26 protein-coding genes and 1 other RNA gene are annotated in these 22,854 nt (G+C 42.6%); 10 read left to right on the forward strand and 17 right to left on the reverse strand.

Annotated elements, in window-relative coordinates:
- Window position 1: 1 nt before the first annotated feature.
- The 7 genes from BLHYD_RS11490 to BLHYD_RS11520 all read right to left on the reverse strand — a co-directional run bounded on the left by BLHYD_RS11490 (window position 2) and on the right by BLHYD_RS11520 (window position 2,840).
- Window positions 2–631: a hypothetical protein gene (locus BLHYD_RS11490; protein WP_005948804.1), complete on the reverse strand. Its 630-nt coding sequence runs from the start codon at window positions 629–631 to the stop codon at window positions 2–4.
- A 608-nt stretch (window positions 632–1,239) separates the two neighbouring features.
- Entirely contained in the window at window positions 1,240–1,407 is a 168-nt protein-coding gene (locus BLHYD_RS11495) for a hypothetical protein (RefSeq protein WP_155799558.1), read from the reverse strand.
- Between the two features lie 37 nt (window positions 1,408–1,444).
- Complete coding sequence (locus BLHYD_RS11500) at window positions 1,445–1,672, reverse strand: hypothetical protein (RefSeq protein ID WP_005948799.1); 228 nt, start codon at window positions 1,670–1,672, stop codon at window positions 1,445–1,447.
- Window positions 1,673–1,841: 169 nt separating this feature from the next.
- Window positions 1,842–2,006: a hypothetical protein gene (locus BLHYD_RS11505; RefSeq protein ID WP_005948798.1), complete on the reverse strand. Its 165-nt coding sequence runs from the start codon at window positions 2,004–2,006 to the stop codon at window positions 1,842–1,844.
- 105 nt (window positions 2,007–2,111) lie between these two features.
- Window positions 2,112–2,309: a hypothetical protein gene (locus BLHYD_RS11510; RefSeq protein ID WP_005948796.1), complete on the reverse strand. Its 198-nt coding sequence runs from the start codon at window positions 2,307–2,309 to the stop codon at window positions 2,112–2,114.
- Complete coding sequence (locus BLHYD_RS11515; RefSeq protein WP_040350610.1) at window positions 2,309–2,560, reverse strand: DUF2442 domain-containing protein; 252 nt, start codon at window positions 2,558–2,560, stop codon at window positions 2,309–2,311. Before BLHYD_RS11515 ends, BLHYD_RS11510 begins: the two co-directional genes overlap by 1 nt.
- 28 nt (window positions 2,561–2,588) lie before the next feature.
- Window positions 2,589–2,840 carry a DUF4160 domain-containing protein gene (locus tag BLHYD_RS11520; RefSeq protein ID WP_005948792.1) on the reverse strand — a complete coding sequence of 84 codons (252 nt, stop codon included), beginning with the start codon at window positions 2,838–2,840 and terminating at the stop codon, window positions 2,589–2,591.
- A 216-nt stretch (window positions 2,841–3,056) separates the two neighbouring features.
- On the opposite strand from BLHYD_RS11520, the gene BLHYD_RS11525 reads away from it, so the two are divergent.
- The 4 genes from BLHYD_RS11525 (at window position 3,057) to BLHYD_RS11540 (ending at window position 4,470) form a co-directional block, all read left to right on the forward strand.
- Window positions 3,057–3,266: a hypothetical protein gene (locus BLHYD_RS11525; RefSeq protein WP_040350609.1), complete on the forward strand. Its 210-nt coding sequence runs from the start codon at window positions 3,057–3,059 to the stop codon at window positions 3,264–3,266.
- Window positions 3,267–3,435: 169 nt separating this feature from the next.
- A complete protein-coding gene (locus BLHYD_RS11530; protein ID WP_005948789.1) occupies window positions 3,436–3,567 on the forward strand; it encodes a hypothetical protein in 132 nt (43 codons plus the stop codon).
- A gap of 298 nt (window positions 3,568–3,865) precedes the next feature.
- On the forward strand, window positions 3,866–4,123 hold the full coding sequence (locus BLHYD_RS11535; RefSeq protein ID WP_148391265.1) for a hypothetical protein: 258 nt from the start codon (window positions 3,866–3,868) through the stop codon (window positions 4,121–4,123).
- A 68-nt stretch (window positions 4,124–4,191) separates the two neighbouring features.
- Entirely contained in the window at window positions 4,192–4,470 is a 279-nt protein-coding gene (locus BLHYD_RS11540) for a hypothetical protein (RefSeq protein ID WP_040350608.1), read from the forward strand.
- Window positions 4,471–5,112: 642 nt separating this feature from the next.
- On the opposite strand, the gene BLHYD_RS11545 is transcribed toward BLHYD_RS11540, so the two are convergent.
- The 5 genes from BLHYD_RS11545 to eno all read right to left on the reverse strand — a co-directional run bounded on the left by BLHYD_RS11545 (window position 5,113) and on the right by eno (window position 10,699).
- Window positions 5,113–5,787, reverse strand: a complete 675-nt coding sequence (locus BLHYD_RS11545) for a DUF4417 domain-containing protein (protein ID WP_172676844.1) — start codon at window positions 5,785–5,787, stop codon at window positions 5,113–5,115.
- A gap of 286 nt (window positions 5,788–6,073) precedes the next feature.
- On the reverse strand, window positions 6,074–6,541 hold the full coding sequence (smpB, locus tag BLHYD_RS11550; RefSeq protein WP_005951038.1) for an SsrA-binding protein SmpB: 468 nt from the start codon (window positions 6,539–6,541) through the stop codon (window positions 6,074–6,076).
- 12 nt (window positions 6,542–6,553) lie between these two features.
- Complete coding sequence (gene rnr / locus BLHYD_RS11555) at window positions 6,554–8,758, reverse strand: ribonuclease R (protein WP_005951036.1); 2,205 nt, start codon at window positions 8,756–8,758, stop codon at window positions 6,554–6,556.
- A gap of 114 nt (window positions 8,759–8,872) precedes the next feature.
- Window positions 8,873–9,112, reverse strand: coding sequence for a preprotein translocase subunit SecG (gene secG / locus BLHYD_RS11560; RefSeq protein WP_021844828.1), 240 nt, complete (start codon window positions 9,110–9,112; stop codon window positions 8,873–8,875).
- A 246-nt stretch (window positions 9,113–9,358) separates the two neighbouring features.
- The gene (gene eno, locus BLHYD_RS11565; protein ID WP_005951033.1) at window positions 9,359–10,699 is read right to left on the reverse strand and encodes a phosphopyruvate hydratase; all 1,341 of its coding nucleotides are present in this window, start codon (window positions 10,697–10,699) and stop codon (window positions 9,359–9,361) included.
- Between the two features lie 480 nt (window positions 10,700–11,179).
- On the opposite strand from eno, the gene nhaC reads away from it, so the two are divergent.
- The 3 genes from nhaC to BLHYD_RS11580 all read left to right on the forward strand — a co-directional run bounded on the left by nhaC (window position 11,180) and on the right by BLHYD_RS11580 (window position 14,418).
- Window positions 11,180–12,532 carry a Na+/H+ antiporter NhaC gene (gene nhaC / locus BLHYD_RS11570; protein ID WP_242857631.1) on the forward strand — a complete coding sequence of 451 codons (1,353 nt, stop codon included), beginning with the start codon at window positions 11,180–11,182 and terminating at the stop codon, window positions 12,530–12,532.
- 308 nt (window positions 12,533–12,840) lie between these two features.
- The gene (locus BLHYD_RS11575) at window positions 12,841–14,247 is read left to right on the forward strand and encodes an alanine/glycine:cation symporter family protein (RefSeq protein WP_021844830.1); all 1,407 of its coding nucleotides are present in this window, start codon (window positions 12,841–12,843) and stop codon (window positions 14,245–14,247) included.
- A 33-nt stretch (window positions 14,248–14,280) separates the two neighbouring features.
- Window positions 14,281–14,418 carry a hypothetical protein gene (locus BLHYD_RS11580; protein ID WP_021844831.1) on the forward strand — a complete coding sequence of 46 codons (138 nt, stop codon included), beginning with the start codon at window positions 14,281–14,283 and terminating at the stop codon, window positions 14,416–14,418.
- Window positions 14,419–14,501: 83 nt separating this feature from the next.
- Here BLHYD_RS11580 and BLHYD_RS11585 read toward each other — a convergent pair whose 3' ends face one another.
- Entirely contained in the window at window positions 14,502–15,947 is a 1,446-nt protein-coding gene (locus BLHYD_RS11585) for a S1C family serine protease (protein WP_148391266.1), read from the reverse strand.
- 194 nt (window positions 15,948–16,141) lie between these two features.
- Here BLHYD_RS11585 and BLHYD_RS11590 point away from each other — a divergent pair, with 194 nt between their 5' ends.
- A complete protein-coding gene (locus tag BLHYD_RS11590; protein WP_040350773.1) occupies window positions 16,142–17,857 on the forward strand; it encodes an ABC-ATPase domain-containing protein in 1,716 nt (571 codons plus the stop codon).
- Between the two features lie 102 nt (window positions 17,858–17,959).
- On the opposite strand, the gene BLHYD_RS11595 is transcribed toward BLHYD_RS11590, so the two are convergent.
- Together BLHYD_RS11595 and BLHYD_RS11600 are read right to left on the reverse strand one after the other, a co-directional pair.
- A complete protein-coding gene (locus tag BLHYD_RS11595; protein WP_021844835.1) occupies window positions 17,960–18,712 on the reverse strand; it encodes a NifB/NifX family molybdenum-iron cluster-binding protein in 753 nt (250 codons plus the stop codon).
- Window positions 18,713–18,778: 66 nt separating this feature from the next.
- A complete protein-coding gene (locus tag BLHYD_RS11600; protein WP_005951020.1) occupies window positions 18,779–19,411 on the reverse strand; it encodes an ATP-binding protein in 633 nt (210 codons plus the stop codon).
- A 228-nt stretch (window positions 19,412–19,639) separates the two neighbouring features.
- Here BLHYD_RS11600 and BLHYD_RS11605 point away from each other — a divergent pair, with 228 nt between their 5' ends.
- Together BLHYD_RS11605 and BLHYD_RS11610 are read left to right on the forward strand one after the other, a co-directional pair.
- Window positions 19,640–20,614 (forward strand): acyltransferase family protein, encoded by a 975-nt coding sequence (locus BLHYD_RS11605; RefSeq protein WP_005951018.1) that lies wholly within the window; start codon window positions 19,640–19,642, stop codon window positions 20,612–20,614.
- A gap of 207 nt (window positions 20,615–20,821) precedes the next feature.
- Entirely contained in the window at window positions 20,822–21,529 is a 708-nt protein-coding gene (locus BLHYD_RS11610; protein ID WP_021844837.1) for a B3/B4 domain-containing protein, read from the forward strand.
- A gap of 107 nt (window positions 21,530–21,636) precedes the next feature.
- Here the strand turns inward: BLHYD_RS11610 and BLHYD_RS11615 are convergent, their stop codons facing one another.
- Together BLHYD_RS11615 and rnpB are read right to left on the reverse strand one after the other, a co-directional pair.
- A complete protein-coding gene (locus BLHYD_RS11615; RefSeq protein ID WP_050769916.1) occupies window positions 21,637–22,329 on the reverse strand; it encodes a prepilin peptidase in 693 nt (230 codons plus the stop codon).
- 151 nt (window positions 22,330–22,480) lie between these two features.
- Window positions 22,481–22,831: RNase P RNA component class A (gene rnpB / locus BLHYD_RS11620), an RNA gene on the reverse strand.
- Window positions 22,832–22,854 lie beyond the last annotated feature (23 nt).

Below are 22,854 nucleotides of genomic sequence, written 5' to 3' on the forward strand. Positions count from 1 at the left end.
TTTATAAATCTTCCGGTAGTTCTGGCTTTTCAACTTGTCCTATCTTATGCCGTGCCGCTATGTCTGCTGCGATCTGCTCCGGCTGCTGGCCATTTACGATCTCTACACGTTGCGGTGTCTCTGTATAACCGTAATTAGCTTTTAGGGCAAATATGCACCCCACAGAGTTCCGTTCCGTGGCTCCGTCGACCAAACTAGACTCACATTCTGCCAGCCATTTTTTGACCGTTTGAGAGTGTGCAGAGCTTGCCCCGTCCTCTCCGGCCCTGAATTCCCCGCGCCTCCAAGTATCAATAGTCCTATTATCAATGCCTATCAAAAGACTAAAATTTAATATAGTCGGACGTTTATTATACTTATAACAAAGCTCTGTATATACCTCCCAGATATTATTTAATAACTCTATATCTCCCGTATCTAAGTTAGTATTAGCATTATACTTTACTTTATCTTTTTTACCAGGCTTAAATAAATGCTTATAGATATACTTAATCATGCCAGTAAATAAACTAGGATTATTATTTATGCTATCCTCCTTTTCTGGTAACTGACTTATATATTCGTCAGCATAATACTTTATATCATGCTCATATACTTCTATTCCGTTTTCCGCCTTTATTGCATTACTCATAACCTCACCTACTTTATCACGTTAATTTGATATATTTAAAATTAAATAAAAAAAGAGCTTTGACAAGCTGCCCGTGTCCGATCTTTTCAGGACTCCAAAGGCGCTCTACTAGCTCTTTATGCGACCTCACATTATTTAGATACTTTATTTTTTACCACATTTTCTTTTTTATGTCAATACCTAAGTTACAATATCTTGTAATACTGTATCATATAAATCAATATATAGTATATAATATATATACACGCGCGCACGCGTTATTATATATATAATAAATATCTCAGGGGCTTAGAATCTATAGAAGTAGTATATATTATATAAAAAGTCAATAGTAATAATATATAAATATAGGGGGGTAAAAATCGTTATTTTATACAATAAAAAGGCAGACTTCTCCTGTCTGCCTTGCTTATTACTTTAAATTTTCAGTGTGCTACTACTCCTATGAGTTCCTCGCCCCGTCGATAGATGTAGGATATCATATCAGGCGTTATTGTGTCAAGCCTGAATCATATACCAACAAAAACAACTATTTGTCTGATAATTTTAGCGCTAAAATTAACTTGTAAATAAATACATCAAAAATAGAAGACAACCATGCCCCCTATTTATAGCTCCATGTCACTTAAAAAATCATCATCAATATCATGACAGTCCATATCTTTAATATCCTGCAACGAATACCCTAAATGAATTAGTGCAATATTAAATTCTTTTGAGTCAAGTTTTGGCATATCAAAAAAAGATAAATTTTCAGCCGCTTTATCCAGTGCCATTTTTTCGGCCGCCTCGCAAATCGTTTTTGCTTTAGTTTTAAGTGGCATAGGTATAGACTCTCTCCGCATATTCGGCGCCCTTTTTGATGCAGGCATATTTTGTGATGCCGTCTTTTACGTATGTTAAAACATCCGTATCGAGAATTGGCAAATCAGTCCATGCTATACCATTTTCTTTCAGCTCTTGTCTAAAATTATTATTTTTAAATGTATCTATTATCTGATACACTACATTAACACCGTAATGTGTATATTTTTCGATCATTTTATGTGTACACATTCATTTTTTCTGAGTTCAGGACTCCATAATTACAATAAAGATCTATCGTTGTACCTTTTCTGTAATTCTCAATCGTTTCTATCGTTTTCATTGTTTTTCCCCTTTTCATAATTTCATGTGGGGAGCGGTGGCAAGCCCGCCCTCCCTGATTACCTTATTTCTGGTCTTTTGCTGTCGCTATTTTATCTAAGAGTTCTACAATTTCTTCAGTGCTGTACTGTTTCTTTTCCCCTTGTGTAAAAATCAATCTCAATTCGTACAGCGTGGACATTTTAACTGTCTGCATTTCTTTTTCTGTCATTTCCCTTACTTCCTCCATTCTGGTTTACTCCTTTCTTTCTGCTAAGGTCTTGCCCTTCCTTAAACTGTCTTTATTATATCATATTAGTGTTTAATTGTCAATAGTTATCTAAAAAATTAGTGTTTATTTTTTCATCTTTTCTAATCTGTCTAATTCCGTTAAAATTAGCGTTTTTGCAAAATCGGACCGCTTAAACCCTAAAGCATCTATTCTGTCATTTGTACCTTCTGGCAAAATTATATTTATTCTGTCTCTTTTTGCCATAGTTGCCTTGACTCTTGCCCGGTTTAATTCTGGATCAATTTTCTTCTTATCTGCCATTATTCAACCTCTTTCCCGTATTCATATATTGTGTCACTTGCTAGATCAATATATTCATTCCAAAAAACGCACGTTCGACTTTCGTCAAGCTGTGCTTGTTCAAAAAGTCCTTGTATTGTTTCCAAATCCTTATACTGTTCTATGCTGTCTATATCTTCTTTTACATTATACAAGCATTCTTTCCCATCATCAAAAATAACATATAAAATATAATTTTCATGTGGTTTTACGCTCTTTATTCTTGGTATCATTTCGCCACCTCCCACGGGAAAAAGCCGCTTATAACGGCGGCAGTTTCCTTAATTTTTGAGTTTCCCACATTTTTAAAAGTTCTTCTTGATTCTTATAAAGCCATTCCTTTATAAGCTCCTGCGCTTTCTTTGGTAAGTCTCCCTCTGTCATTTCCATGCTCTGCAAGTCAAAAATTCCGACATACTCGCCATATAAAGCATGTATATGACTTGGTTCATGTTCTTTTGGCTTGAAGAACATCTTTATTACTATTCCGTAAAATCTGCTTATTTCTGGCATTTCGTTCACTCCCTTTCTGTTTGTGCCTATATTATAATATATTAGTGTTTAATAGTCAAGCATTAGCGTTTAATAAAAGCGCACAATTTTCAGCCTAATATTAGTGTTTAATTTGTTAGTTATTACATATTGAATTAGCGCTTAATTATGCTATAATATAATCATCAAAGGAACACAAAAACAATCATTAAAAGCCAAACAATAGGAGGTAGAAAGATGTTAAAATCTGTATATGTTGGGAAAATGGTAAACGGAACAATTCAAATCTGTAAAGTACTTGATAGCGATATTGCTACCGGTTCATCAACTGTTTTTAACCGCGCAACGAAAAAAGTGGAAACTTTAAAATACAATGAAAAACATACACTTAATCAAAATATTAGAAAACTTGCTGAAGATACACCAGAATTTGACTGCGGACATTAAGCCGGACACGTCCGGCCCTCTAATGCAGCCGAAGCTAGTCGCAAGCCTGGAAAAATGCAGAGCGGAGGAACAAACAAAAAAGCCGCTGAACGGCCTGAGTAGCTAAACCAGCGGCACCAATCAAAAAGAAAGGAAAACCCATTATAACAGGGTGAAAAGGTAAAAATCAATGTTAAAGTTACAATTTGCACCAGATCAAAAGCTTCAGAAAGCTTTAAAAAAGCGGGAAAAGTCAATGAAGAAAATTGAAAAGAGCTTTCGAGAACTGGACAAGATCACAGCGAAACTTTTATTAAAATGAAAGTCTTAGAACTCTTTTCCTATTTCCCAGCCAACAAATAAAAAGTCACGCCTCCTGGATGGCTTGTGTGGTCTTCTTTTTCGCACGGTTGCGGAATTGTGTATAGACGACGCGATGGGAAAATGATTATTGTGACAGGTGTGCAAGGGGATTTTATTTGTGACTAGCCACATAACCGCCAACCATTACCTTGAAATTATTGGAAAATAAGCACGCTGGAGCCATTGCGGGCGGTTCGATTCCGTCCGGTGCCTTTTGTATATCCTAGCTCCCAGGGAAAAGGGAAGAAAGTGAAAATATGAGTCGCGAAAAAATTGAAAATACAATTTTTGCTTTAAAAATGGCATTGTGGCATATTTCAGACAGCAGGACTGCTGAAAACCTGGCCGGTGATCTATCGTGGTATATATGGACGGGCCGCGCATCATGTGATTATATCCGCGCTTTTTGTTGTCTATCAAAATACCGCATTAATACACTCGCACGAAAAATATTAGATTGTGGTTGTACGGATGATGTTATAGCTGCGTCTAAAAAATATTTAAAAATTTCATAGTAACCGACTTTCCTGGCATTGCGCCAGGATTGTTCATGTGATAAAATTAAAAAATGGAGGTTTCCAGAATGGAAATAAAAAAGAATGGTAATAACATAAATATTTATGATGAGGAAAAGCTAACCTTACATATAGACAGACGCGACGATATATTCACAGCCATAAATGACAGCGTAAAAATATCGGCAAAAATTGAAAAAATAAGCGATACAACAACAAAATTTTCTGATGTATCGCTAAAAAGAATGAATTTATCCGGTAAAATGTTAAAAAATACATCTCAAAAATGGACGCGACATTATACAGCATGGCTTGAAAGTGTGTGTCGTGAATATGGTTTACTTTAGGCAGGTTTTCCCCTGCCTTTTTCCTGTGCTCTGGTGCTTTTTAGCTGGTTCAATTCCGGCCGGCACGGTTCTACAAGCGTGTATTCCCTATTTTGAGATGTTTAAAACGCAATCACCGGAAAGCAACGTTACATTTCAAAAACGCTATATAAGGCAAATTAAAACGACATGGACCATAAAAATGTACATTGACAACCATATATTACAATGCTATGCTATAAGTGTTTAAAGGGCTTTTAGCCGTTTTTTGATCGCATAGGTAGGTTATAATGTCCAAACGAGTTACAAACGATTTTAGAGCCGTTTAACGTGTTCAGCATAAGTTTTGGAGTACGTAAAGAATGCGCTGTTCTGTTTATCGTTTCAGTTTAGAACAAGAATCGGCCTGATATATAAAAAATATCGAAATTAAAAAACGGGCAAAAAACCTACAGGAGAAAAAGCACCTTATAGATCAAATTTTGTACAATAGCGCCTATATGTATACACAGTGTATAAACTTGAGCTGTCAATTTGCACAAAAATCGAAAAATTTATTTTGTCAATATTCTATCCTTAATCATTTGCTCTAACTGACGACGTGTTTTTTCGGATCTTTCTTCTTGCTCTTTCCTTCTTCGTTTATATCGCTCATTATTCTCACTACTTGTCCCCATATTTATCCTTTCCGAATCTTTCATTCATTCTTTGATTTCTTGCTTTAAGATTTATAACTTTTGTTAAATCCCTCAATTCATCTGGCAGCCTCCCCACAACTATAATTCTTGTTGGTTCTAATTTGCTACACATCTGATAAAAACCGTCACAAAATTCTTCTCTAGCTCTTTTAGACCTTATTCTTCCGTTTGTACTGCAACATACTGTACTATATTTAGGAATCCCATCTAAAAGCCATTTTCGCCCCTCATACGGGACAATATTTACATTTGGGATAACTTTAATGCCCTGTAAAGTTAAATACCAATCTAAGGCCATGCTTCGGTACTTATTCCACATCTGCATAACAAGCGGCATCTGTGTATCAATGGAAAAATCAAGACCACAAATTGATTCAAAACATTTAAGATGTTCTATATATCTATCTGGTGCTGAGTACAAACGTTCAAATTTTTCATCGTCCACAAAGAAATTCACATTCAATCGTTTATGTCCCTTCAATTTTCTCGATAAGCTTTCGGAAAAATCTACGGTGTTAGATGGTACGGTTTGTACCATCGGAAGTATTGGATACCCCATTTTCGTCAATTCTGCTCCATAGATCAAAAATTCTTTCATCACATCATTTACTGTTGAATATCTCGTATATCGTTCAGCCATAGAAAATCCTCCCATAATGCAAAAAATCACCGCAAAATTCCTTTGCGATGTCATATATTCAGGATTTCCTCCTCTTATCTTTAACTTAAATCGAACATATGTCTGATTACCTTTTTGATTACCTTTTGATTACCTCATACAAAAAACCCTTGTTTTATAGGTATTTCCAGATATGGACGCGGGTTCGATTCCCGCCAGGTCCATTTGCAATAGCAAGAGGCTGTGAAAAAACGTAATTTCGTTTTCTCACAGCCTCTCGTGCGTTTCATCTTATTCGGTCTGCTTCCTAAAGATTCTTTATTTTAAATTCCCTCTGTGCTTCTCTTTTCTGATCTTTCTTTGCAATGTCCTGTCTCTTGTCGTAGAGCTTCTTTCCTCTGGCCAGTCCCACTTCCACTTTCACCAAGCTCCCCTTGAAATACACTTTTAGAGGAACCAGCGTGTAGCCTTTCTGCGCAATTTTGCCCTCCAATTTTTGAATTTCATACCGGTGAAGCAAAAGTTTCTTTACTCTCAGAGGATCTTTGTTAAAAATATTTCCCTTTTCGTAGGGGCTGACATGCATTCCATACACATATACTTCCCCCTTTTCTATTCGGATAAACGCTTCCTTGATACTGCACTTTCCGTTTCTGAGAGACTTCACTTCTGTGCCAAACAGCTCCACACCTGCCTCATAAGTATCGTCAATGAAATAATCGTGAAACGCCTTTTTATTGTTGGCAATCAACCTTATACTTTCTTTTTTTCCCATACCTATCTTCCTCTATATCCTGTCTCGCTCTTTCGTACTTTCATCCTCGTCATCTCTGTCTGACTGCACCACAAAATCCACCGTTTTCATCACGCAGTCCGCATCTGCCACCCTCACCGTGACCCTATCTCCTAGAGCATAAGTCTTCTTTGTCAGTTCGCCGACCAATTCCTGTTTCTGTGAATCATACACAAAGTAATCTCTCCGAAGTGAATTGACATGAACTAGTCCTTCTACCGTGTTTGGCAGCTCCACATAAAATCCCCATCCTGTGACGCCACTGATGACCCCCTGATAAATCTCTCCGATGTGATAAGACATATACTCTGCTTTCTTCATTTTTTCCACTTCACGCTCAGCTTCCTCTGCACGCCGTTCTGTCACACTGGACTGTCTGGCAACCTCGTCTAAAATCCGCCGGTAATGCTGTTGTCTCTCCTGGCTTAATCTCCCCCGCAGATGTTCTTTGATAATGCGGTGTATCTGTAGATCCGGGTAACGGCGAATTGGCGAGGTAAAATGACAGTAGTATTCTGCCGCCAGGCCAAAATGCCCGCTACACTGAGTCGTATACTGCGCCTGCTTCATACTGCGCAGTATCATACGGCTAATCTGCGCTTCTTTGGGACTTCCCTGGATATATTTCATTATTTTCTGCACTTCTCCAGGTGTGACTTCCGCATGTGCTTTTTGAACTGGTATTTTTTGACTCCGCAGCAATGTCAACAGTACCTCCATCTTCTCCGAATCAGGTCTGTCATGCGTGCGGTAGACAAACGGAAGCTCTCGGCAACAGAACTCTTTTGCCACAGTCTCATTGGCCAGAAGCATAAAATCTTCGATCAGCCTTGTGGCCGTATTGGTTTCATGGGGAACAATGTCAATCGGACGTCCAGAACGGCTGAGTAAAATCTTACTCTCAGGAAAATCAAAATCAACCGCTCCTCGCCTTTTTCTCTCCTTCCGAATCAAGCCAGACAGTTTCTCCATCTTTTGGAACATCGGGACGAGTTCCTCATACCGTTCCAAAAGTTCAGGTGAATCTCCTGCCAAAATGTCTCGCACATCCGAATAGTTCATCCGTTCCTTTACCTGTATCACAGTCTCAGCAATCCTATGATGAATCACCTTTCCATTTTTGTCAAGATCCATCAAACAGCTGAGAGCTAAACGCTCCTGCCCTTGATTCAAAGAACAGATACCATTGGACAGTCTAGGCGGCAACATGGGAATCACTCGATCTGCCAGATACACGCTGGTCCCTCTTTTCTGAGCCTCCACATCCAGAGCACTTCCCTCCTGTACATAGTTGGTCACATCGGCAATGTGAACCCCCAGATGGTATCCCTCCTCATCCCAGGTAAGTGAGACTCCGTCATCCAAATCCTTGGCATCTTCCCCGTCAATTGTCACAATCGTCCAGCTTCTCAAATCCAGTCGTCCTGCGTAGTCTCCACCTAACACGTGATCTGGGATACGCCAGGCCTGTTTTTGAACTTTCGGCGGAAATTCGGTGGGAATTCCATGACTTTTCACAACTGCTAGAATGTCCACACCTGGCTCACGAATATTTCCCAATATTTCTGTTATTTTTCCCTCTGGACTTTTTTTCTTGCTGCCATAGTGAACAAGCTGCACTACAACTTTATCGCCGTGGCGTGCACCGTTGGTATTCTCCTGAGGAATAAAAATGTCTTTTGAGAACTTCAAATTATCTGGAATTACAAAACCGTATTTCTTACTCTTTTCAAAAGTTCCCACCACTTCTGTCAGCGTATGTTCCAGAATTTTAACCACTTCTCCTTGCATACGCCGTCCGCCCGATGCTTTCTCTTTTAAGCGAATCCGAACGCGGTCCTGGTGCACAGCCTGTTTGGTATCCTCCTCTGAAATGTAAACATCCTCCTGACCTTCGATTTCCACGAACCCAAATCCTTTTGGATGCCCGACGAAAATCCCTTCTATATATGCATTTTTCTTATCTTTTTCTTTTTTCTTACTTTTTGCCCTCTCAGCAGCCTCGTAGCGGCCTCTGCGGTCTGTAACGATCTTCCCCTCTTCCACAAGGGCATCTAAGACCGGATAGAGCTCCTTTCTCCTGCCCTTGGGAAGCTCGAAAATCATTGCGATCTCCTTCGCCCTCATAGGCTTATACTGTGGATGCAGCAACAGACTCAACACTACTTTTTTTCTTTTTTCCAGTTTTTCTCTTTTCACTGATAACTCCTAATCTCATTTTTTTGAAACTGATCATTTTCAATCCAACCTGCGATATATGATTCCAAAATAAGGAAAAACACCCTTGCATTTCATACAAGAGTGTTTCGCGTCTTACCAAAACTTCATGTTCAAAACTAAAGCTAACACAAAAAACAGAGCACCTAAAATTCTGGTCGCCTTTATCAGTCCGCCTTCCATGGAACGGCCCTTATTCCTGCCCCAGTACGTGTCCGCAGCTCCTGCGATCACTCCCAGTCCCTGCTGTTTACCTTCTTGCATTAAAACAATAACTGTCAAAACGATACAGTCAAGAAAAAATATCACTGTCAAAATCATTTTCAGAATTTCCACGATGACACCTCCTAATCAATCGTGATTCATTGTATCACAAAGGTGTCAGGTTTTCAACACAAATATTATGGTTTTTCAATCACACTTCAGCCATACAGTGTACGGGAAGCATAAAACACACTTGTATGTTTTTGCGAGCGGACATCTGTACGAACTAAGTGTCTTTAAAGAGTAAAACAGTGGTGTCAGCCACGATAAGCATGCAGTGCGGTTTTACGAATGGCGCTGACGGAACTGTTACGTTTTTCATTCCTTACAGTCTGTCTCTTTACAGAATGGATGTTCATACACTGCGGTCTCCCCCAGATAATCATGGATACGCAAAAGCTGATTGTATTTCGCATTTCTGTCTGATCTGCAAGGAGCGCCTGTCTTAATCTGCCCGGCTCCGGTAGCCACGGCGAGATCTGCAATAAACGGATCTTCTGTCTCTCCGGAACGGTGAGAAATCACAGCCCGGTATCCAGCCCGATGTGCCATATCTACAGCATCTAAAGCTTCCGATAGGGTGCCGATTTGATTGACTTTGATCAAAATCGCGTTGGCTACTCCCAGCTTTATGCCGCAGCGCAGCCGTTTAATATTTGTGACAAAGAGATCGTCGCCCACAAGCTGCACACGGTCTCCCAGCTCTTTGGTGAGTAGTTTCCAACCCTCCCAGTCGTCTTCATGAAGTCCATCTTCTATGGATACAATCGGATATTTCTCTGTCAGTTCCCGGTAATATTCTACCATCTCCTGGCAATCTCTAAGCACCTCCTCCCCTCTCATCTTACTCTCTCCCGGGAAGTAATAGACATTCCTCTCTTCGTCATACAGTTCACTGGCGGCGGCATCTAGTGCAATCGCAATCTGCTCTCCTGGCTCATATCCAGCTCTCTTTATCGCTTCCACAATCAGTTCCAGAACATCTGAAGAGTTGGATAAATCCGGCGCGAACCCGCCTTCATCTCCAACTCCTGTAGACAACCCCTTCTCTTTCAGCAGTATTTTCAAAAATTGATAGATCTCAGCACACATTCTGAGTCCTTCTGAGAAATCACAGGCGCCTACCGGCATAATCATAAATTCTTGGAGGTCTACGGTATTGTCCGCATGAACACCGCCGTTTAAAATATTCATCATCGGCACAGGCATCCTTTTTACATGCACTCCGCCCAAATATTGATACAGAGGTAGTCTTAACGCGAGCGCTGCTGCCCGTGCTACCGCCATTGACACTCCCAACATTGCGTTTGCACCGACATTGCTCTTATTTTCTGTCCCGTCCGTCTCTAATAGCAAAGAATCAATATATTCCTGGCTAAGTGCGTTTTCTCCCACAATCGCTTCTGCCAATTTGGTGTTCACGTTGTTTACAGCCTTCTCTACACTTAGACCTACGTATTTTCCCTTCTCTCCGTCTCTGAGTTCTACTGCCTCAAATTTACCTGTGGATGCCCCTGACGGCACAATGGCTCTTCCTGTATATCCATTCACTCCAATGACGCCCTCACCCACAGTTACCTCTACTTCCACCGTAGGATTTCCCCGGGAGTCTAGGACTTGTCTTGCGTATACCCTTCGTATCGGTAAATAACGAAACATTTCCAAACCTCCTGTTTATTGTTATGAAAGTATTGTGTCCGAATTTAAAACTAAGTATGCAAAACTTTCTTTCCTAGCACTCAGCTCATACAGCCATCTGCTCGCAAAAACTTACAAGTATGCTTATTGCTTCCCGTACACTGTATGTCTGAACTTGGGATATCTCTTACACTTTAACGCTGAAAATAGTTGAAATTTTTGTAAAAAAAGTGTAAAATGAATACTATCATACACACAATAAAATAATTTCACCTAGCTATTCCGAACTATGATATCTCAAGCAACTTATTTACATGTCATATCAAAAATTTCCCCAAAATTTTTTTGATGGACGTTGTTGGAACGGAGTTCTAATTTCTCCATTCCAGAGGAATTGAATCATAGGAGGAAACGCTATGAAAACTACCCCCCCCCCGAAAAAATCACCGTACCCCATCTGCTTTGTTTTCCCTGATCACACTTGCCTGTATCATCGGAACATTGATCGCCGGCATCCTGGTATTCGGTTTGGATGAGCACGTGCTTTTAGTCTGCTGTGTGGCGATCATTGGAGTGGCCTGCGTAATCCTGGGATATTCCTGGGATGAGATCTTGGACGGTATGGTCAAAGGAACAATAAAGGCTATGCCTGCACTTTTCTTCTTTTTCCTGATCGGTATGGCAATCGGTGCTTGGGTACAATGCGGCACACTACCCGCTTTGATTTACTATGGATTGGACATTCTTTCCCCTGGTTGGTTCTTACCTGCGACTTTGATTATCACTTCGCTGACCTCCATCAGTACAGGAAGTTCCTGGACTACTGCCGGAACCGTCGGCGTCGTACTTTTAGGAATCGGCACTACCATGGGCCTCCCTCAGCCATTGATCGCAGGTTGTATTCTGTCAGGAGCATATTTTGGAGACAAAATGTCCCCTTTGTCCGATACTACAAACCTGGCTCCGGCTATCGCGGGAACAGATGTATTTAAACATATCGGCGCAATGATGTATACGGCAGTCCCTGTCTATCTCATCTGCCTGGTCATATATTCCATCATAGGGTTTCAATATACGAACGTAGAGCTGGACATTGAAGGAATCGCTGAGATTCAAGCCGCAATCAGTGGCACCTTTACGGTCTCACCAATAGTTCTAATTCCGCTAATCGTGGTATTAATTCTCAGTATCTGTAAATTCCCCGCAATTCCATCTCTGCTGATTGGTATCATCGTATCCTATCCTATTGCAGCTATTTACCAAGGAGCACATATTTCTTCCTTCTTTGATGTGCTAAATAATGGAAACGTATACTCCACAGGAGTCGAAATCGTAGACGAACTACTCAACCGTGGAGGTATGCAAGAAATGATGTGGACCTTCTCTTTAGGTATTTTAGCTCTCATCCTAGGCGGCCTAATTACCATGAGCGGAATCTTAAAGGTTTTGATCGGAAAAATCATCACACGCTTACCATCTCGCCGGTTACTTCCTGCCTGTACTATCTTTACGGGAGTCGCAGGTTGTGCCTGTCTTGGCGAACAGTACATGAGCATTGTACTGACGGGAGAATTGTACAAAGACGTCTACCCGGAAAATGGCCTGAAACGCCAGATGCTCTCCCGCTGTGTGGAGGAAAGTGCCACCGTCACAGCACCTTTATTCCCTTGGACTACCTGCGGAGCTTTCATGTATGCATCACTGGGTATTTCACCGTTTGTGTTCGCCCCTTACGCATTCGTGAACTGGCTGACCCCTCTGGTCGGTATTCTGTTGCCACTGACCGGTCTTACTCTCCTAACTGAGAATGCAGACGAACAGGTACACCTTTTCAAAAGAAAGAAGACCACTTAATATTACATAGTAAAACTGCAAAGCCGACCGCACATCAGCGGTCGGCTTCTTAATTATCATATGTTATAATAAGTGTATACTTTATAAAATTCAGTTTTTCACTTTCCCCTCCTTACTTTTTTTGATCTTAAAGAAGTTCTACTACTTTTGTTTGTGTTATCACTATTTTTCCTGTATGATAGTACGGTACCTTTAGCGGACAAAGACACACATCCTTGTGGATCATGGATTTCCACGATCTGCCTTTTGTCTGTTTTTGTCCATTGAGGGTTTCTATAAAAACCATACAAAAGAAAGGAGACTTTTATATGTTTCAAGACTTTCTGACCTGGCTGAACGATTTTATGTACACCTACATTTTAATTTTCCTTCTGGTTGGCTGCGGACTTTACTATTCCATCCGCACACGTTTTGTTCAGGTACGTAAAATTAAAGACGTTCTTTCTATCTTAAAAGAAAAAGCGAATTCTGACGGCAGCGATACGAAACAGGTATCCTCCTTCCAGGCCTTGATGATCTCGACCGCGTCCCGTGTCGGCACCGGCAACATTGCTGGAATTGCCACTGCAATTGCCGCTGGAGGACCGGGAGCAGTCTTTTGGATGTGGCTTATGGCAGTCATCGGCGGTTCCTCTGCTTTCGCAGAATCTACTCTGGCTCAGATTTACAAAGTCAAAGACGGAGCCGATTTCCGCGGAGGGCCTTCCTACTATATCGAGCGTGCTCTACACAGTCGAAAATTGGGAATTCTCTTCTCCATCGCTCTTATCGCATGTTTCTCTTACGGATTTAACGGCCTACAGTCTTACAACATTTCTTCCGCTTTGCCTTACTACATCGCGAACTATAATGACACCATATGGCCAGCCGTCATCGGTCTGATTTTAGCTGTCCTCACAGGTCTTGTCATTTTTGGTGGAGTTCACAGAATTGGTTTCATCACCTCTGTCATCGTGCCGATTATGGCCACCTGTTACATTTTATTGGGACTTTTTGTTACTCTCACCAATATCACACAACTTCCCGGAGTGTTCGCCCTGATCTTCAGTGAAGCCTTGAATCCCAAAGCTATCGCCGGCGGTTTCGCGGGCAGCGCTGTAGTCATAGGTATTAAACGAGGACTCTTTTCCAACGAAGCAGGTATGGGTTCCGCACCTAATGCAGCCGCCTCAGCTTTGGTTTCCCACCCTGCAAAACAAGGACTGGTTCAGACTTTATCAGTATTTATCGATACTTTGGTCATCTGCTCCACCACAGCCATGATGCTGCTGATCTCCCAGGTACCCGGAGAATCTGGTGTTCTAGATGGAATTCCTTATGTACAGGAAGCCGTAAAGAGCAGTATTGGAGAAGTTGGAATTCATTTCATCACCTTGGCGATCTTTTTCTTTGCCTTCTCTAGCCTTGTGGGAAATTATTATTACGCAGAGTCCAATATTCGTTTCATCAAAGACAATAAAATCGTATTAAACGTATTTCGCTGTACTTGTCTGATTGCTATTTTCCTCGGTGCACAGGCCGATTTCTCTACCGTGTGGAACCTAGCTGATATCCTGATGGGCTTTATGGCTATCATTAATATCTTCGCGATTTTGGCACTGAGCAACATCGTCATCCGAACTTTGAAAAATTATGAAACTCAGAAAAAAGCAGGAAAAGACCCCGTGTTCAAAGCATCCGACATTGGTCTAGACAATACAGACTGCTGGAAATAACCATTTTCCTTCTTCTGCAAAGGAGGTTGTGCCATGGGAATTCTAGGAATTCTAATTTCCATCACTTTGGTCGTACTTGCTGTTTATCTAAAAGGTAAGGCTTGGAATGGCTTTGTGGATGATATCAACCACAAAAAGCTCAAAGACAGCAACGATGAAACAGCCAAGTAAGCCTATTGGAATACAGTAAAGGGCGTCCCCAAAGCCATTCTATGACTTTGGGAATGCCCTTCTCCTTTTATCATTTTTATCTGTCACCAAAGTCCATCGCCTTGGAATCCTTGAAAATTCTCCTGAAAGCTGTTTTCACCTTCCTGTTCGGAATTCGTCTCCTCAGTCTTATCCGCCGCATCCAAAGTGATCTGCAAATCTTTCTCCTGATATTCTCCGTTATCAGCCACAGACACGGTTAGGTTCACCGTCTCACCCGCCGCATAGTAGGCAAGCTGGGCTTTCAAATCAGACATAGACTTCACACTAGTACCGTCGAATTTCGTGATAATCATGCCTTCTTTCAGTCCTGCTTTCTCCGCCGCACTGCCCTCATTTACCTCAGCGACATAAGCACCCTGAGGCATTCCGTAAGTCTCTGCCGTCTCGCTGTCTACATCCACACCTTTGATTCCTATAGAAGATGCCTGATCTTCGGAAACCTTCTCTCTCGTTGTACGGCTCATCAAATCCTCCATAATCGGCTGAGCCACCGATACCGGGATGGCATATCCCATGCCCTCCACCTCAGTGGATGCAAGTTTCGCCGAATTGATACCCACCAGCTGTCCCTGCATATTCAAAAGGGCTCCGCCGCTGTTTCCAGGATTGATCGCCGCATCCGTCTGAATCAAATTACAGGAAGCTTCATCTAGCTGCCGATCCACTGCGCTGACAATCCCTGTCGTCACAGACTGGCCGTATCCCAGGGCATTTCCGATGGCGACCACCTGTTCACCCACTTGGAGGTTCTCTGAATCACCCAACTGAATTGCCTTGATCTCAGACATTGTGTCATCAGAGATCTCTTCCAGCTTCACAGCCACAACCGCCAAATCATTATCTGCATCCGTTCCTTTGATAGCCGCCTCATACACTTCATTGTCCACGAAAGCTACTGACAAGGTATCCGCATTCTCTACCACATGATTATTAGTCACAATCAAAAGCTCCGTATCATTTTGCCCTACAATAATGCCAGAACCAGCGCTCTCCACTTCCTGTTCCTGCATCTGACCGCCCATTCCGAACATATCGAAATAATTTTGAACTTCCTGCACTGATTTATTGGTAATCGATACAATAGAAGGCATCGTTGCGCTGGCAATGTCGGAGACATCCAAAGACTGTCCTTTTATATTTCCATCTTTAGTGTCTGCGGCTGTCTGAAGCGTAGGTGTACTTGAAACAACTTTCTCGGCCTCTGAGGAATCTTGTGCAATCCGGTTCACCGCCACGAATGATACCCCTGCCGCACCTCCGAGCAGCACTCCACTCAGCGCCAGAGCAGCCGCTCTTTTTAACAGTCTTTTATGATTTTCTTTTAAATAAGGTTTTTTCCCTTTCTTCGGTTTTCCCAGCTCAGGGCCTGTTTCCGAAGAATTCCGCGCCCCCTTTTCGTATTCTCTCTCAAAATTTTCCCCCTCTGTCTCGTTGGCTTGATATACATTTTGATTCGTCTGCTGAATCTCATAACGCTCGTCACTCATGTTCATTCCTCCTAATCTTTCTCTCTTTCTTTAATTGTATCTTGATTGCTGTACTTTTTTCCTTTCTTGCGTTTGAGTATATAAAAAATATGTGATGAAATCGTTATAAAAATATGTTCATTTCGTGAAACTGTGACTTTCCTTTTTTTCTCACACAAGGTATACTATCAATGAAAATAGGAGGTTTAAAATATATGAACACATCGACACAACTACGAAGCCAACTAGCTTCCATACACCGAAAGAGTTATCCTGCCTACAAGTCACTGAAAGGCAGCTATGATTTCCAGCGTTACATTTTTCATATCGAGCACGTTCAAGGAGACCCTTTTGCCTCTCCTTCCAATGTCCGTGTCTTTGTCCCTCACAGCAAGGCTGGTTTTCCAGAAGAATACTATCAGACTGCACACACAAGAGTTGCTCTGCAGGATTATCTCATCCGCCGCATGGAAAAAGAATTGTCTCCCCATAGCTTCCAGGCAAAGGGTTCTGGAAAGAGCGGAATTCTCAGGATTACTCATTGCGGACAGGAAATTCTCGAACGGACGGCCTGCAAAATTGACAGACAGGGAATTCATGTACGTTTTGAAATCGGATTTCCCGCCAATGGAAGAACGATCAATGCACCAGAACTGGAGAAAATCTTTTTTTCTATTCTCCCAGACTGTGTTTTTCACGCTCTCTACTACAAAAATCAAAATCCCGACACAGTTCTTCAAGTTTTCGAGCTGGCCGAAGATCAATACTTCATTCGACAGGAGTTGTCACGTTTAGGTCTCACCGCATTTGTGGCGGATGGAGCCATCTTGCCCAGGCAAAGCGGTGTCAGCGACCTCCCTATGAAGAACTGTATTCCGTTTTCCTCTCCTGAGTCTTTGAGGATTCAGCTTCAGCTCCCCCACAAAGGAGCCTTGACAGGAATGGGGCTCCCTCGTGGCATCACACTGATTGTCGGAGGAGGCTACCACGGAAAATCCACTCTGCTCCAAGCTCTGGAAATGGGGGTCTACAATCACAGAAAAGGAGACGGACGCGAGTACGTTATCACAGACTCCACTGCCTTAAAAATCCGAGCAGAAGATGGGCGCCACATTCAGCAGGTGGACATCTCCCTGTTTATCAATGATTTGCCCAACCAAAAAGACACTCGGGCTTTTACCTCTCTGGACGCCAGCGGCAGCACCTCTCAGGCCGCCAATATCGCAGAAGGACTCTACGGGGGTAGTCGTCTATTTTTGATCGACGAAGATACCTCCGCCACGAATTTCATGGTCCGCGACAAGATGATGCAGACCCTAATCCGCAGGGAAAAAGAACCAATCACCCCGTTTTTGGAACGAATCCGGGAAATCTATGAACATTCCGGCTGTTCCACAATCCTTGTGGCCGGCAGTTCCGGCGCCTTCTTCCACAAGGCCGACACCGTGATACAGATGGATTCCTATCGACCTATAGACATCACAAAAGCTGCAAAAGAACTGTGTCAGAAATATCCGCTCCTTCCAACTGAAAAACCACCTTACCACGCTCCCAAGGATAAGCGAATTGTCCTCCCCCACAATGACAGACACAGCCGCCATGGCAGTCGAGGGCCTGAACGCGCAAAGTTAAAAGTGCTCTCAAAGGATGCTTTCTCCATCAACCGTGAGACCGTAGATCTTCGCTATGTAGAACAACTGGCTGATGTGGAACAGACTGCTGCCCTTGCTCAGCTTTTGCGCTATACTCTAGAAAATTTAGCAGATGGACGCAATACTGTGCCGCAAATCTGCCAACAGTTAGAAAAATTACTGCAAAAGGACGGGCTGGACGGACTTTTTGGCACTTCCATGGTCCCTGGTAATCTAGCTATGCCCAGAATGGAAGAGATTCGTTCCTGTCTGAACCGCTACCGAGGCTGGAAAAACTGAAAACGCTCCGCTGTGGATGCGCACGCAATACCGCGGGAAGCACAAAGTGGGCTGCCCCTCAAAACCGAGGTAGCAGCCCACTTTATTATGGGATTCTATGAATTACTCACCGCAGTGATGTCCACACTCATGTTGTCCATGATCTTCACAGTTACCTTCTCCGTGTCCATGTCCATGGTGATTGCAGACTGTGTCAGGATCATAGTTTAAATTTCCTGCAAGATAAGATTCTACTTGGGCATCGGCATCTCCACAAGCCCCCGGAAACAACTCAATCCCAGCTTCTGCCAGAGCATTCCTAGCTCCACCGCCAATACCTCCACAAATCAACACATCTACTCCTAAATCTTTCAAGAAACCAGCTAGAGCTCCATGACCGCTTCCATTGGTATCCACAATTTGAGCACCGCTGATTTTTCCATCTTCTACGTCGTAAACTTTAAATTGTTCTGTGTGTCCAAAGTGCTGAAAAATTTCTCCATTTTCAAAGGTAACTGCTAATCTCATCTTATAATCTCCCTTCTTAGCATCCTGTCTTTTTTCTCTGCCGCAGCGAGAACCATTCTGGCCGATCACAAAGTTGCCTCCTTGTATCTCCAAGCTAGAAGCCTCTACCAGAAAACGCGCGAGCTTTTTACGTGCATCAGTATACAGAGTCTGAACTGTCGCCCTTCCCACGTCCATAGCAGCCGCACACTCTTCCTGGGTCAATCCCATATAGTCAATCAACCGTATGGTCTCGTACTCTTCCACGGACATCTGAATTCTGTGGTTCGGACAACGGCAATACGCCGCCTGAAACCGGTCGCACAGCGGTAGTCTACAGACTCGTTTTTCTTTACTCGGTCTTGGCATCTTGGCCCTCCTGTTTATTGGCATATGTTTATTATATTTTTATCTTACCCTTTTTATTAGCATATGTCAATAATTTTTTGTTCCAATCTGTTCACAAATTTTCTTCGCCACTTCCCCATAGTCCACCTTTGAAAAATCCGTGATATCCACCGGAATATGATAACCCAGACAAATATCATAATTTTTCACATCCAAAGCTCTACGAAATTCTTCATAAGTCATAAAAGTATCCGGCACAAAGTTCTCATCTTTTTGGGTCATACCCTTATGATAACAAGTCGTCAAATGGCCCAAATGCCGATTCTCTCCTCTGTCTCGGTTCACGCCTCTTTCATAAATTACTCTCCAATCCCCATAGAGGTAGACAGTGACTGCCTGATAATCATAATCTTCGATCAGCTCTGCCAGGCGTTCTTTATGTCTTTGGTAAAACGGATACTCAATCATAATATCTTCTTCCAGCCACATATGGTACCTCAATGTCAAATAAAACTCTTCTAGGCTAAACCAATTCAGCCGTTCTTTTTCTTTTTCATTGTCAAACCCAAAACGGTCAAATTCCTTTTCCTTAATCTCGTCGTAGGAAATCGTTGTCAGTCCTGGAATCGCTTCTTTGATCTTTGTAGCTGCATAACTCTTTCCCGTCCCCGGTCCCCCTGTCACAATCACCAATGCTTTTTGACTCTTTCGTGTCTCCATATCTGTTCCACTCCTTCGTTCATACTTAATCGTCTCTGACCCGTAATCTTATCCTATGAAAATTGCCGATATTAGCGTATCATACCGTACTATTTTTTACAATTGGATCTCAGAAATTATCTTGTAATTTTTTTGTAACATGTTAGAATACCATTGTCAGAGTTCTCTCTGTAAAAACTAAGATATCAGAAGACCTCTGAATCCTGTAAGTAAAAAGGAGTTTTCTCGATGAATTCTACTGTAAAAGAAAGAGATTATTTTTTTGATAATTATCGGTTCCTTCTAATTTTTCTCGTGGTCGTCGGCCACTTTATTGAACCTTGCTTTCGCAATCATCCAATGCTGTCCATATTAAAAGGAATTATCTTCTCTTTTCATATGCCGGCTTTCATTTTTATATCCGGTTATTTCTCCAAAAAAACCTCTTCCCTGAAAAAGCTGATTCAAACCCTATTAATACCGTATTTCGTCTACGAAGTCGTCTACTATATACTGTATATTTATGCACTGCATGCTGAAACAAAGCTCTACTTAGCCTATCCTAAATTTACTCTGTGGTACTTAATCGCACTATTCGCCTGGAGAATCGTGGCTCCATGGTTTCAGAAACTTCCGTTTCACCTGCCTTTGGCTTTCCTAGGCGGTCTACTGATCGGCCTGACGGATTTAGACAATTTTTTGAGCATTCCCAGAATTGTCTATTTCTTCCCATTTTTCCTGGCGGGCATGGATTTTAAACCCGAATGGGTCAAAAAACTTCGTACCAGCCAGTACCAACGTCCGATTCTGATCATTGGACTTCCCATTACTCTGGCTGGACTGGCCGCTCTGTGCTACTGCACCTCGTCCATCCAGATATTTTACGGCAGATACGCTTATAAGATCATGAATCTACGGCCCTTGGAGGGCATCCTGACGAGGATTTTGTGTTATGTCATCTCTTTTGCACTGATTTTTGCTGTTATGATGCTGATTTCAGGTAAGAAACTGCCCTGCTCCTATATCGGACAAAGGACCATGCCCATTTACATCTTTCATGGACTGTTGTTTCAGAGCATTGATCGTACCAGCGAATTTCTCAGTGAAATACAGACATTGCCGGAAGTAATCTTCCTCCTGATGATGTGTCTATTCCTCGTATGGTTTTTCTCCACAAAACCATTTTTATTCATCACCAATAAAATTGCCCATCTGATCTCCTGAGTAGAACTTATATTTTCTGGATGTTACTGTTCACTTACTTGCAGTTCGTAACAACAACACGCTTCGTGGAACATTGGATGCCTGAATTGTAACTTTTAGATACTTTTAGATTTTATCGCTTTAAAGTGGATCTTGTCTTTTGAGCAAAACCGGAGTATAATGTTACCATTATTAATAGAAATAATATGGTTCACAGGAGGAAAAGACATGAAATTTGAAGTTTATCCTGAGCTCTTTCAAGCTCTACCCCAAGCTTGTTTTGGTGTCGTAGCAGTCAAAGGCGTAGACAATACCAAAACTTCTTCCAAAATAGAAGCCCTGCTGGCTGAAAATATTCAGAAATGTGAAGAAAAATATAATGGTAAAAAGGTAAAAGAACAGCCGGAAATTCTTCCATACCGGGAAGCATTTCGTACCCTAGGCATCAATCCCAACAAATTTATGTGTTCCATCGAAGCACTACTCACTCGAATTGCAAAAGGAAAAGGATTTCCCCACATCAATACAGTCGTGGACTTAGGAAATGCGGTCTCCATACAGTATGATCTTCCTATCGGAGCTCACGATATGGATACAGTTCCTGAAGCATTATGTGTCCGGGCCGCCAAAGAAGGCGACCACTTCACTCCTTTCGGTTCTGATCAGACAGAAACGCCAGACTTAGGGGAGATCGTCTACGTCTCCGGCGAGGAGGTACGCACACGCCGCTGGACTTGGCGTCAAAGCGAAATCGGCAAAATCACAGAAAAAACTCAAAATCTTCTATTTCCCATCGACGGTTTCACAGATGTGAACAAAGAAACCGTCCTAGAAGCCCGCGATCTGCTGGCAAAACTTTTGGAGGAGACTTTTAACTGTCAGGTAGTCACAGGTTTTGTAGATAAAGACTCTCCAGTCTTTACCTGTGATCTTTGACAATTTAAAGATTTATACTGCCATGAGGAGGGCTTTCACAACATGGCTCTCCTATGGCAGCACACTTCATGTACCGAGTACAGTTGTCTGCAACTGTCATTTCTATTCTATAGTGTAAAGAATTTCACACAGAAAGCCCATCGCATCATTTTCCTAAAATAAGACAGACAAACCTCTCCCCACAGTGCCATAAACAGAGTCCCTACAGCGAGATAAGGCCCCAGAGCAATTATCTTCTCTTTCCGCCCAGCAGACAAACACAGCGACTGTATGAACGCTGCAGCCATGCAGGCTATCAAAAACGTAAAAGTGCCCCTCCAAAAGCCCAGGAGCAAGCCCACCGCTGCCATCAGCTTCACATCTCCACCCCCAAGGCTCCTCCCTTTTGAAATCTCAAATACAATCCAGAGAGGTATTCCGACTCCCGCAGCTCCCAGTAGATAACTAGGCCATTCTCCCCAATCCAATACCAGATGCACCAGTCCGAGGCAGAATAAGAATAGATTGATTTCCGGTGGAATCAGATAGCTGTTCCAGTCTGTAAAAGCCAGAATCAGAAGGGCAGACGCCATCAGGCAATAGAAGCCACTTTCTAGATTACTGCCGTGAACCGCTACAATCAGGCCATAGAGCAAGCCATTGATATACCTCACCTTCGAGCCCACTGTCCGTTCAAAATCCGCTTTTGTCTGCCATATTCTCCCCCGACCGCCCAGATTCATATATTTTCCTGTGATTCTCTTCACGATATTTCCCACAGCGATTCCTACCACTGCTGCCACTACCCACGCAAAATTCATCCTCATCGTCTCCTATGATACCAAGCAATCCCACTTTGCGAGCCACCGCAACACCGCTGCGCGGTGAAACTCCTCTCACATAAAAAAAGAAAATCAGCCTCGTCTTTCACTCAGACGAAGCCCATTTTCTCATCACAAACTCTTATTTATTCTGGTAAGCAGAACGATAAGCCGGGTTATGTCGTTGGGTGATCATCTATCTAGCTCTGCCGTTGCCAACAGAGTCCAGCGACCCACCTGAAAGCGCGACGGGCAGCCGCATAGCTTTCTTTTCGGTCTTGCTTCGAATGGAGTTTACATGTGCCCTGCCTGTTACCAGCCAGGCGGTAGTCTCTTACACTGCCTTTCCACCCTTACCGGGTCGGGCCCGGCGGTTTATTTCTGTTGCACTGGTCTGGGAGTCACCTCCACCGGACGTTATCCGGCATCCTGCCCTGCGAAGCCCGGACTTTCCTCACCTGGCCCCTTTCGTCTGGCCAGCCGCGATCACCTGTCCTGCTTACCATAAATTATTCTAACACAAAT

This window comes from Blautia hydrogenotrophica DSM 10507 (assembly GCF_034356035.1).
Classification (GTDB): domain Bacteria; phylum Bacillota; class Clostridia; order Lachnospirales; family Lachnospiraceae; genus Blautia_A; species Blautia_A hydrogenotrophica.

Bases quoted from the DNA above. Each gene is read 5' to 3' on its own strand.
- BLHYD_RS11490 (WP_005948804.1), bottom strand. From the start codon at position 631: ATGAGTAATGCAATAAAGGCGGAAAACGGAATAGAAGTATATGAGCAT.
- BLHYD_RS11495 (WP_155799558.1), bottom strand. From the start codon at position 1,407: ATGGCACTGGATAAAGCGGCTGAAAATTTATCTTTTTTTGATATGCCA.
- BLHYD_RS11500 (WP_005948799.1), bottom strand. From the start codon at position 1,672: ATGATCGAAAAATATACACATTACGGTGTTAATGTAGTGTATCAGATA.
- BLHYD_RS11505 (WP_005948798.1), bottom strand. From the start codon at position 2,006: ATGGAGGAAGTAAGGGAAATGACAGAAAAAGAAATGCAGACAGTTAAA.
- BLHYD_RS11510 (WP_005948796.1), bottom strand. From the start codon at position 2,309: ATGGCAGATAAGAAGAAAATTGATCCAGAATTAAACCGGGCAAGAGTC.
- BLHYD_RS11515 (WP_040350610.1), bottom strand. From the start codon at position 2,560: ATGATACCAAGAATAAAGAGCGTAAAACCACATGAAAATTATATTTTA.
- BLHYD_RS11520 (WP_005948792.1), bottom strand. From the start codon at position 2,840: ATGCCAGAAATAAGCAGATTTTACGGAATAGTAATAAAGATGTTCTTC.
- BLHYD_RS11525 (WP_040350609.1), top strand. From the start codon at position 3,057: ATGTTAAAATCTGTATATGTTGGGAAAATGGTAAACGGAACAATTCAA.
- BLHYD_RS11530 (WP_005948789.1), top strand. From the start codon at position 3,436: ATGTTAAAGTTACAATTTGCACCAGATCAAAAGCTTCAGAAAGCTTTA.
- BLHYD_RS11535 (WP_148391265.1), top strand. From the start codon at position 3,866: ATGAGTCGCGAAAAAATTGAAAATACAATTTTTGCTTTAAAAATGGCA.
- BLHYD_RS11540 (WP_040350608.1), top strand. From the start codon at position 4,192: ATGGAAATAAAAAAGAATGGTAATAACATAAATATTTATGATGAGGAA.
- BLHYD_RS11545 (WP_172676844.1), bottom strand. From the start codon at position 5,787: ATGGCTGAACGATATACGAGATATTCAACAGTAAATGATGTGATGAAA.
- smpB (WP_005951038.1), bottom strand. From the start codon at position 6,541: ATGGGAAAAAAAGAAAGTATAAGGTTGATTGCCAACAATAAAAAGGCG.
- eno (WP_005951033.1), bottom strand. From the start codon at position 10,699: ATGTTTCGTTATTTACCGATACGAAGGGTATACGCAAGACAAGTCCTA.
- BLHYD_RS11575 (WP_021844830.1), top strand. From the start codon at position 12,841: ATGTTTCAAGACTTTCTGACCTGGCTGAACGATTTTATGTACACCTAC.
- BLHYD_RS11580 (WP_021844831.1), top strand. From the start codon at position 14,281: ATGGGAATTCTAGGAATTCTAATTTCCATCACTTTGGTCGTACTTGCT.
- BLHYD_RS11585 (WP_148391266.1), bottom strand. From the start codon at position 15,947: ATGAGTGACGAGCGTTATGAGATTCAGCAGACGAATCAAAATGTATAT.
- BLHYD_RS11590 (WP_040350773.1), top strand. From the start codon at position 16,142: ATGAACACATCGACACAACTACGAAGCCAACTAGCTTCCATACACCGA.
- BLHYD_RS11595 (WP_021844835.1), bottom strand. From the start codon at position 18,712: ATGCCAAGACCGAGTAAAGAAAAACGAGTCTGTAGACTACCGCTGTGC.
- BLHYD_RS11600 (WP_005951020.1), bottom strand. From the start codon at position 19,411: ATGGAGACACGAAAGAGTCAAAAAGCATTGGTGATTGTGACAGGGGGA.
- BLHYD_RS11605 (WP_005951018.1), top strand. From the start codon at position 19,640: ATGAATTCTACTGTAAAAGAAAGAGATTATTTTTTTGATAATTATCGG.
- BLHYD_RS11610 (WP_021844837.1), top strand. From the start codon at position 20,822: ATGAAATTTGAAGTTTATCCTGAGCTCTTTCAAGCTCTACCCCAAGCT.
- BLHYD_RS11615 (WP_050769916.1), bottom strand. From the start codon at position 22,329: ATGAATTTTGCGTGGGTAGTGGCAGCAGTGGTAGGAATCGCTGTGGGA.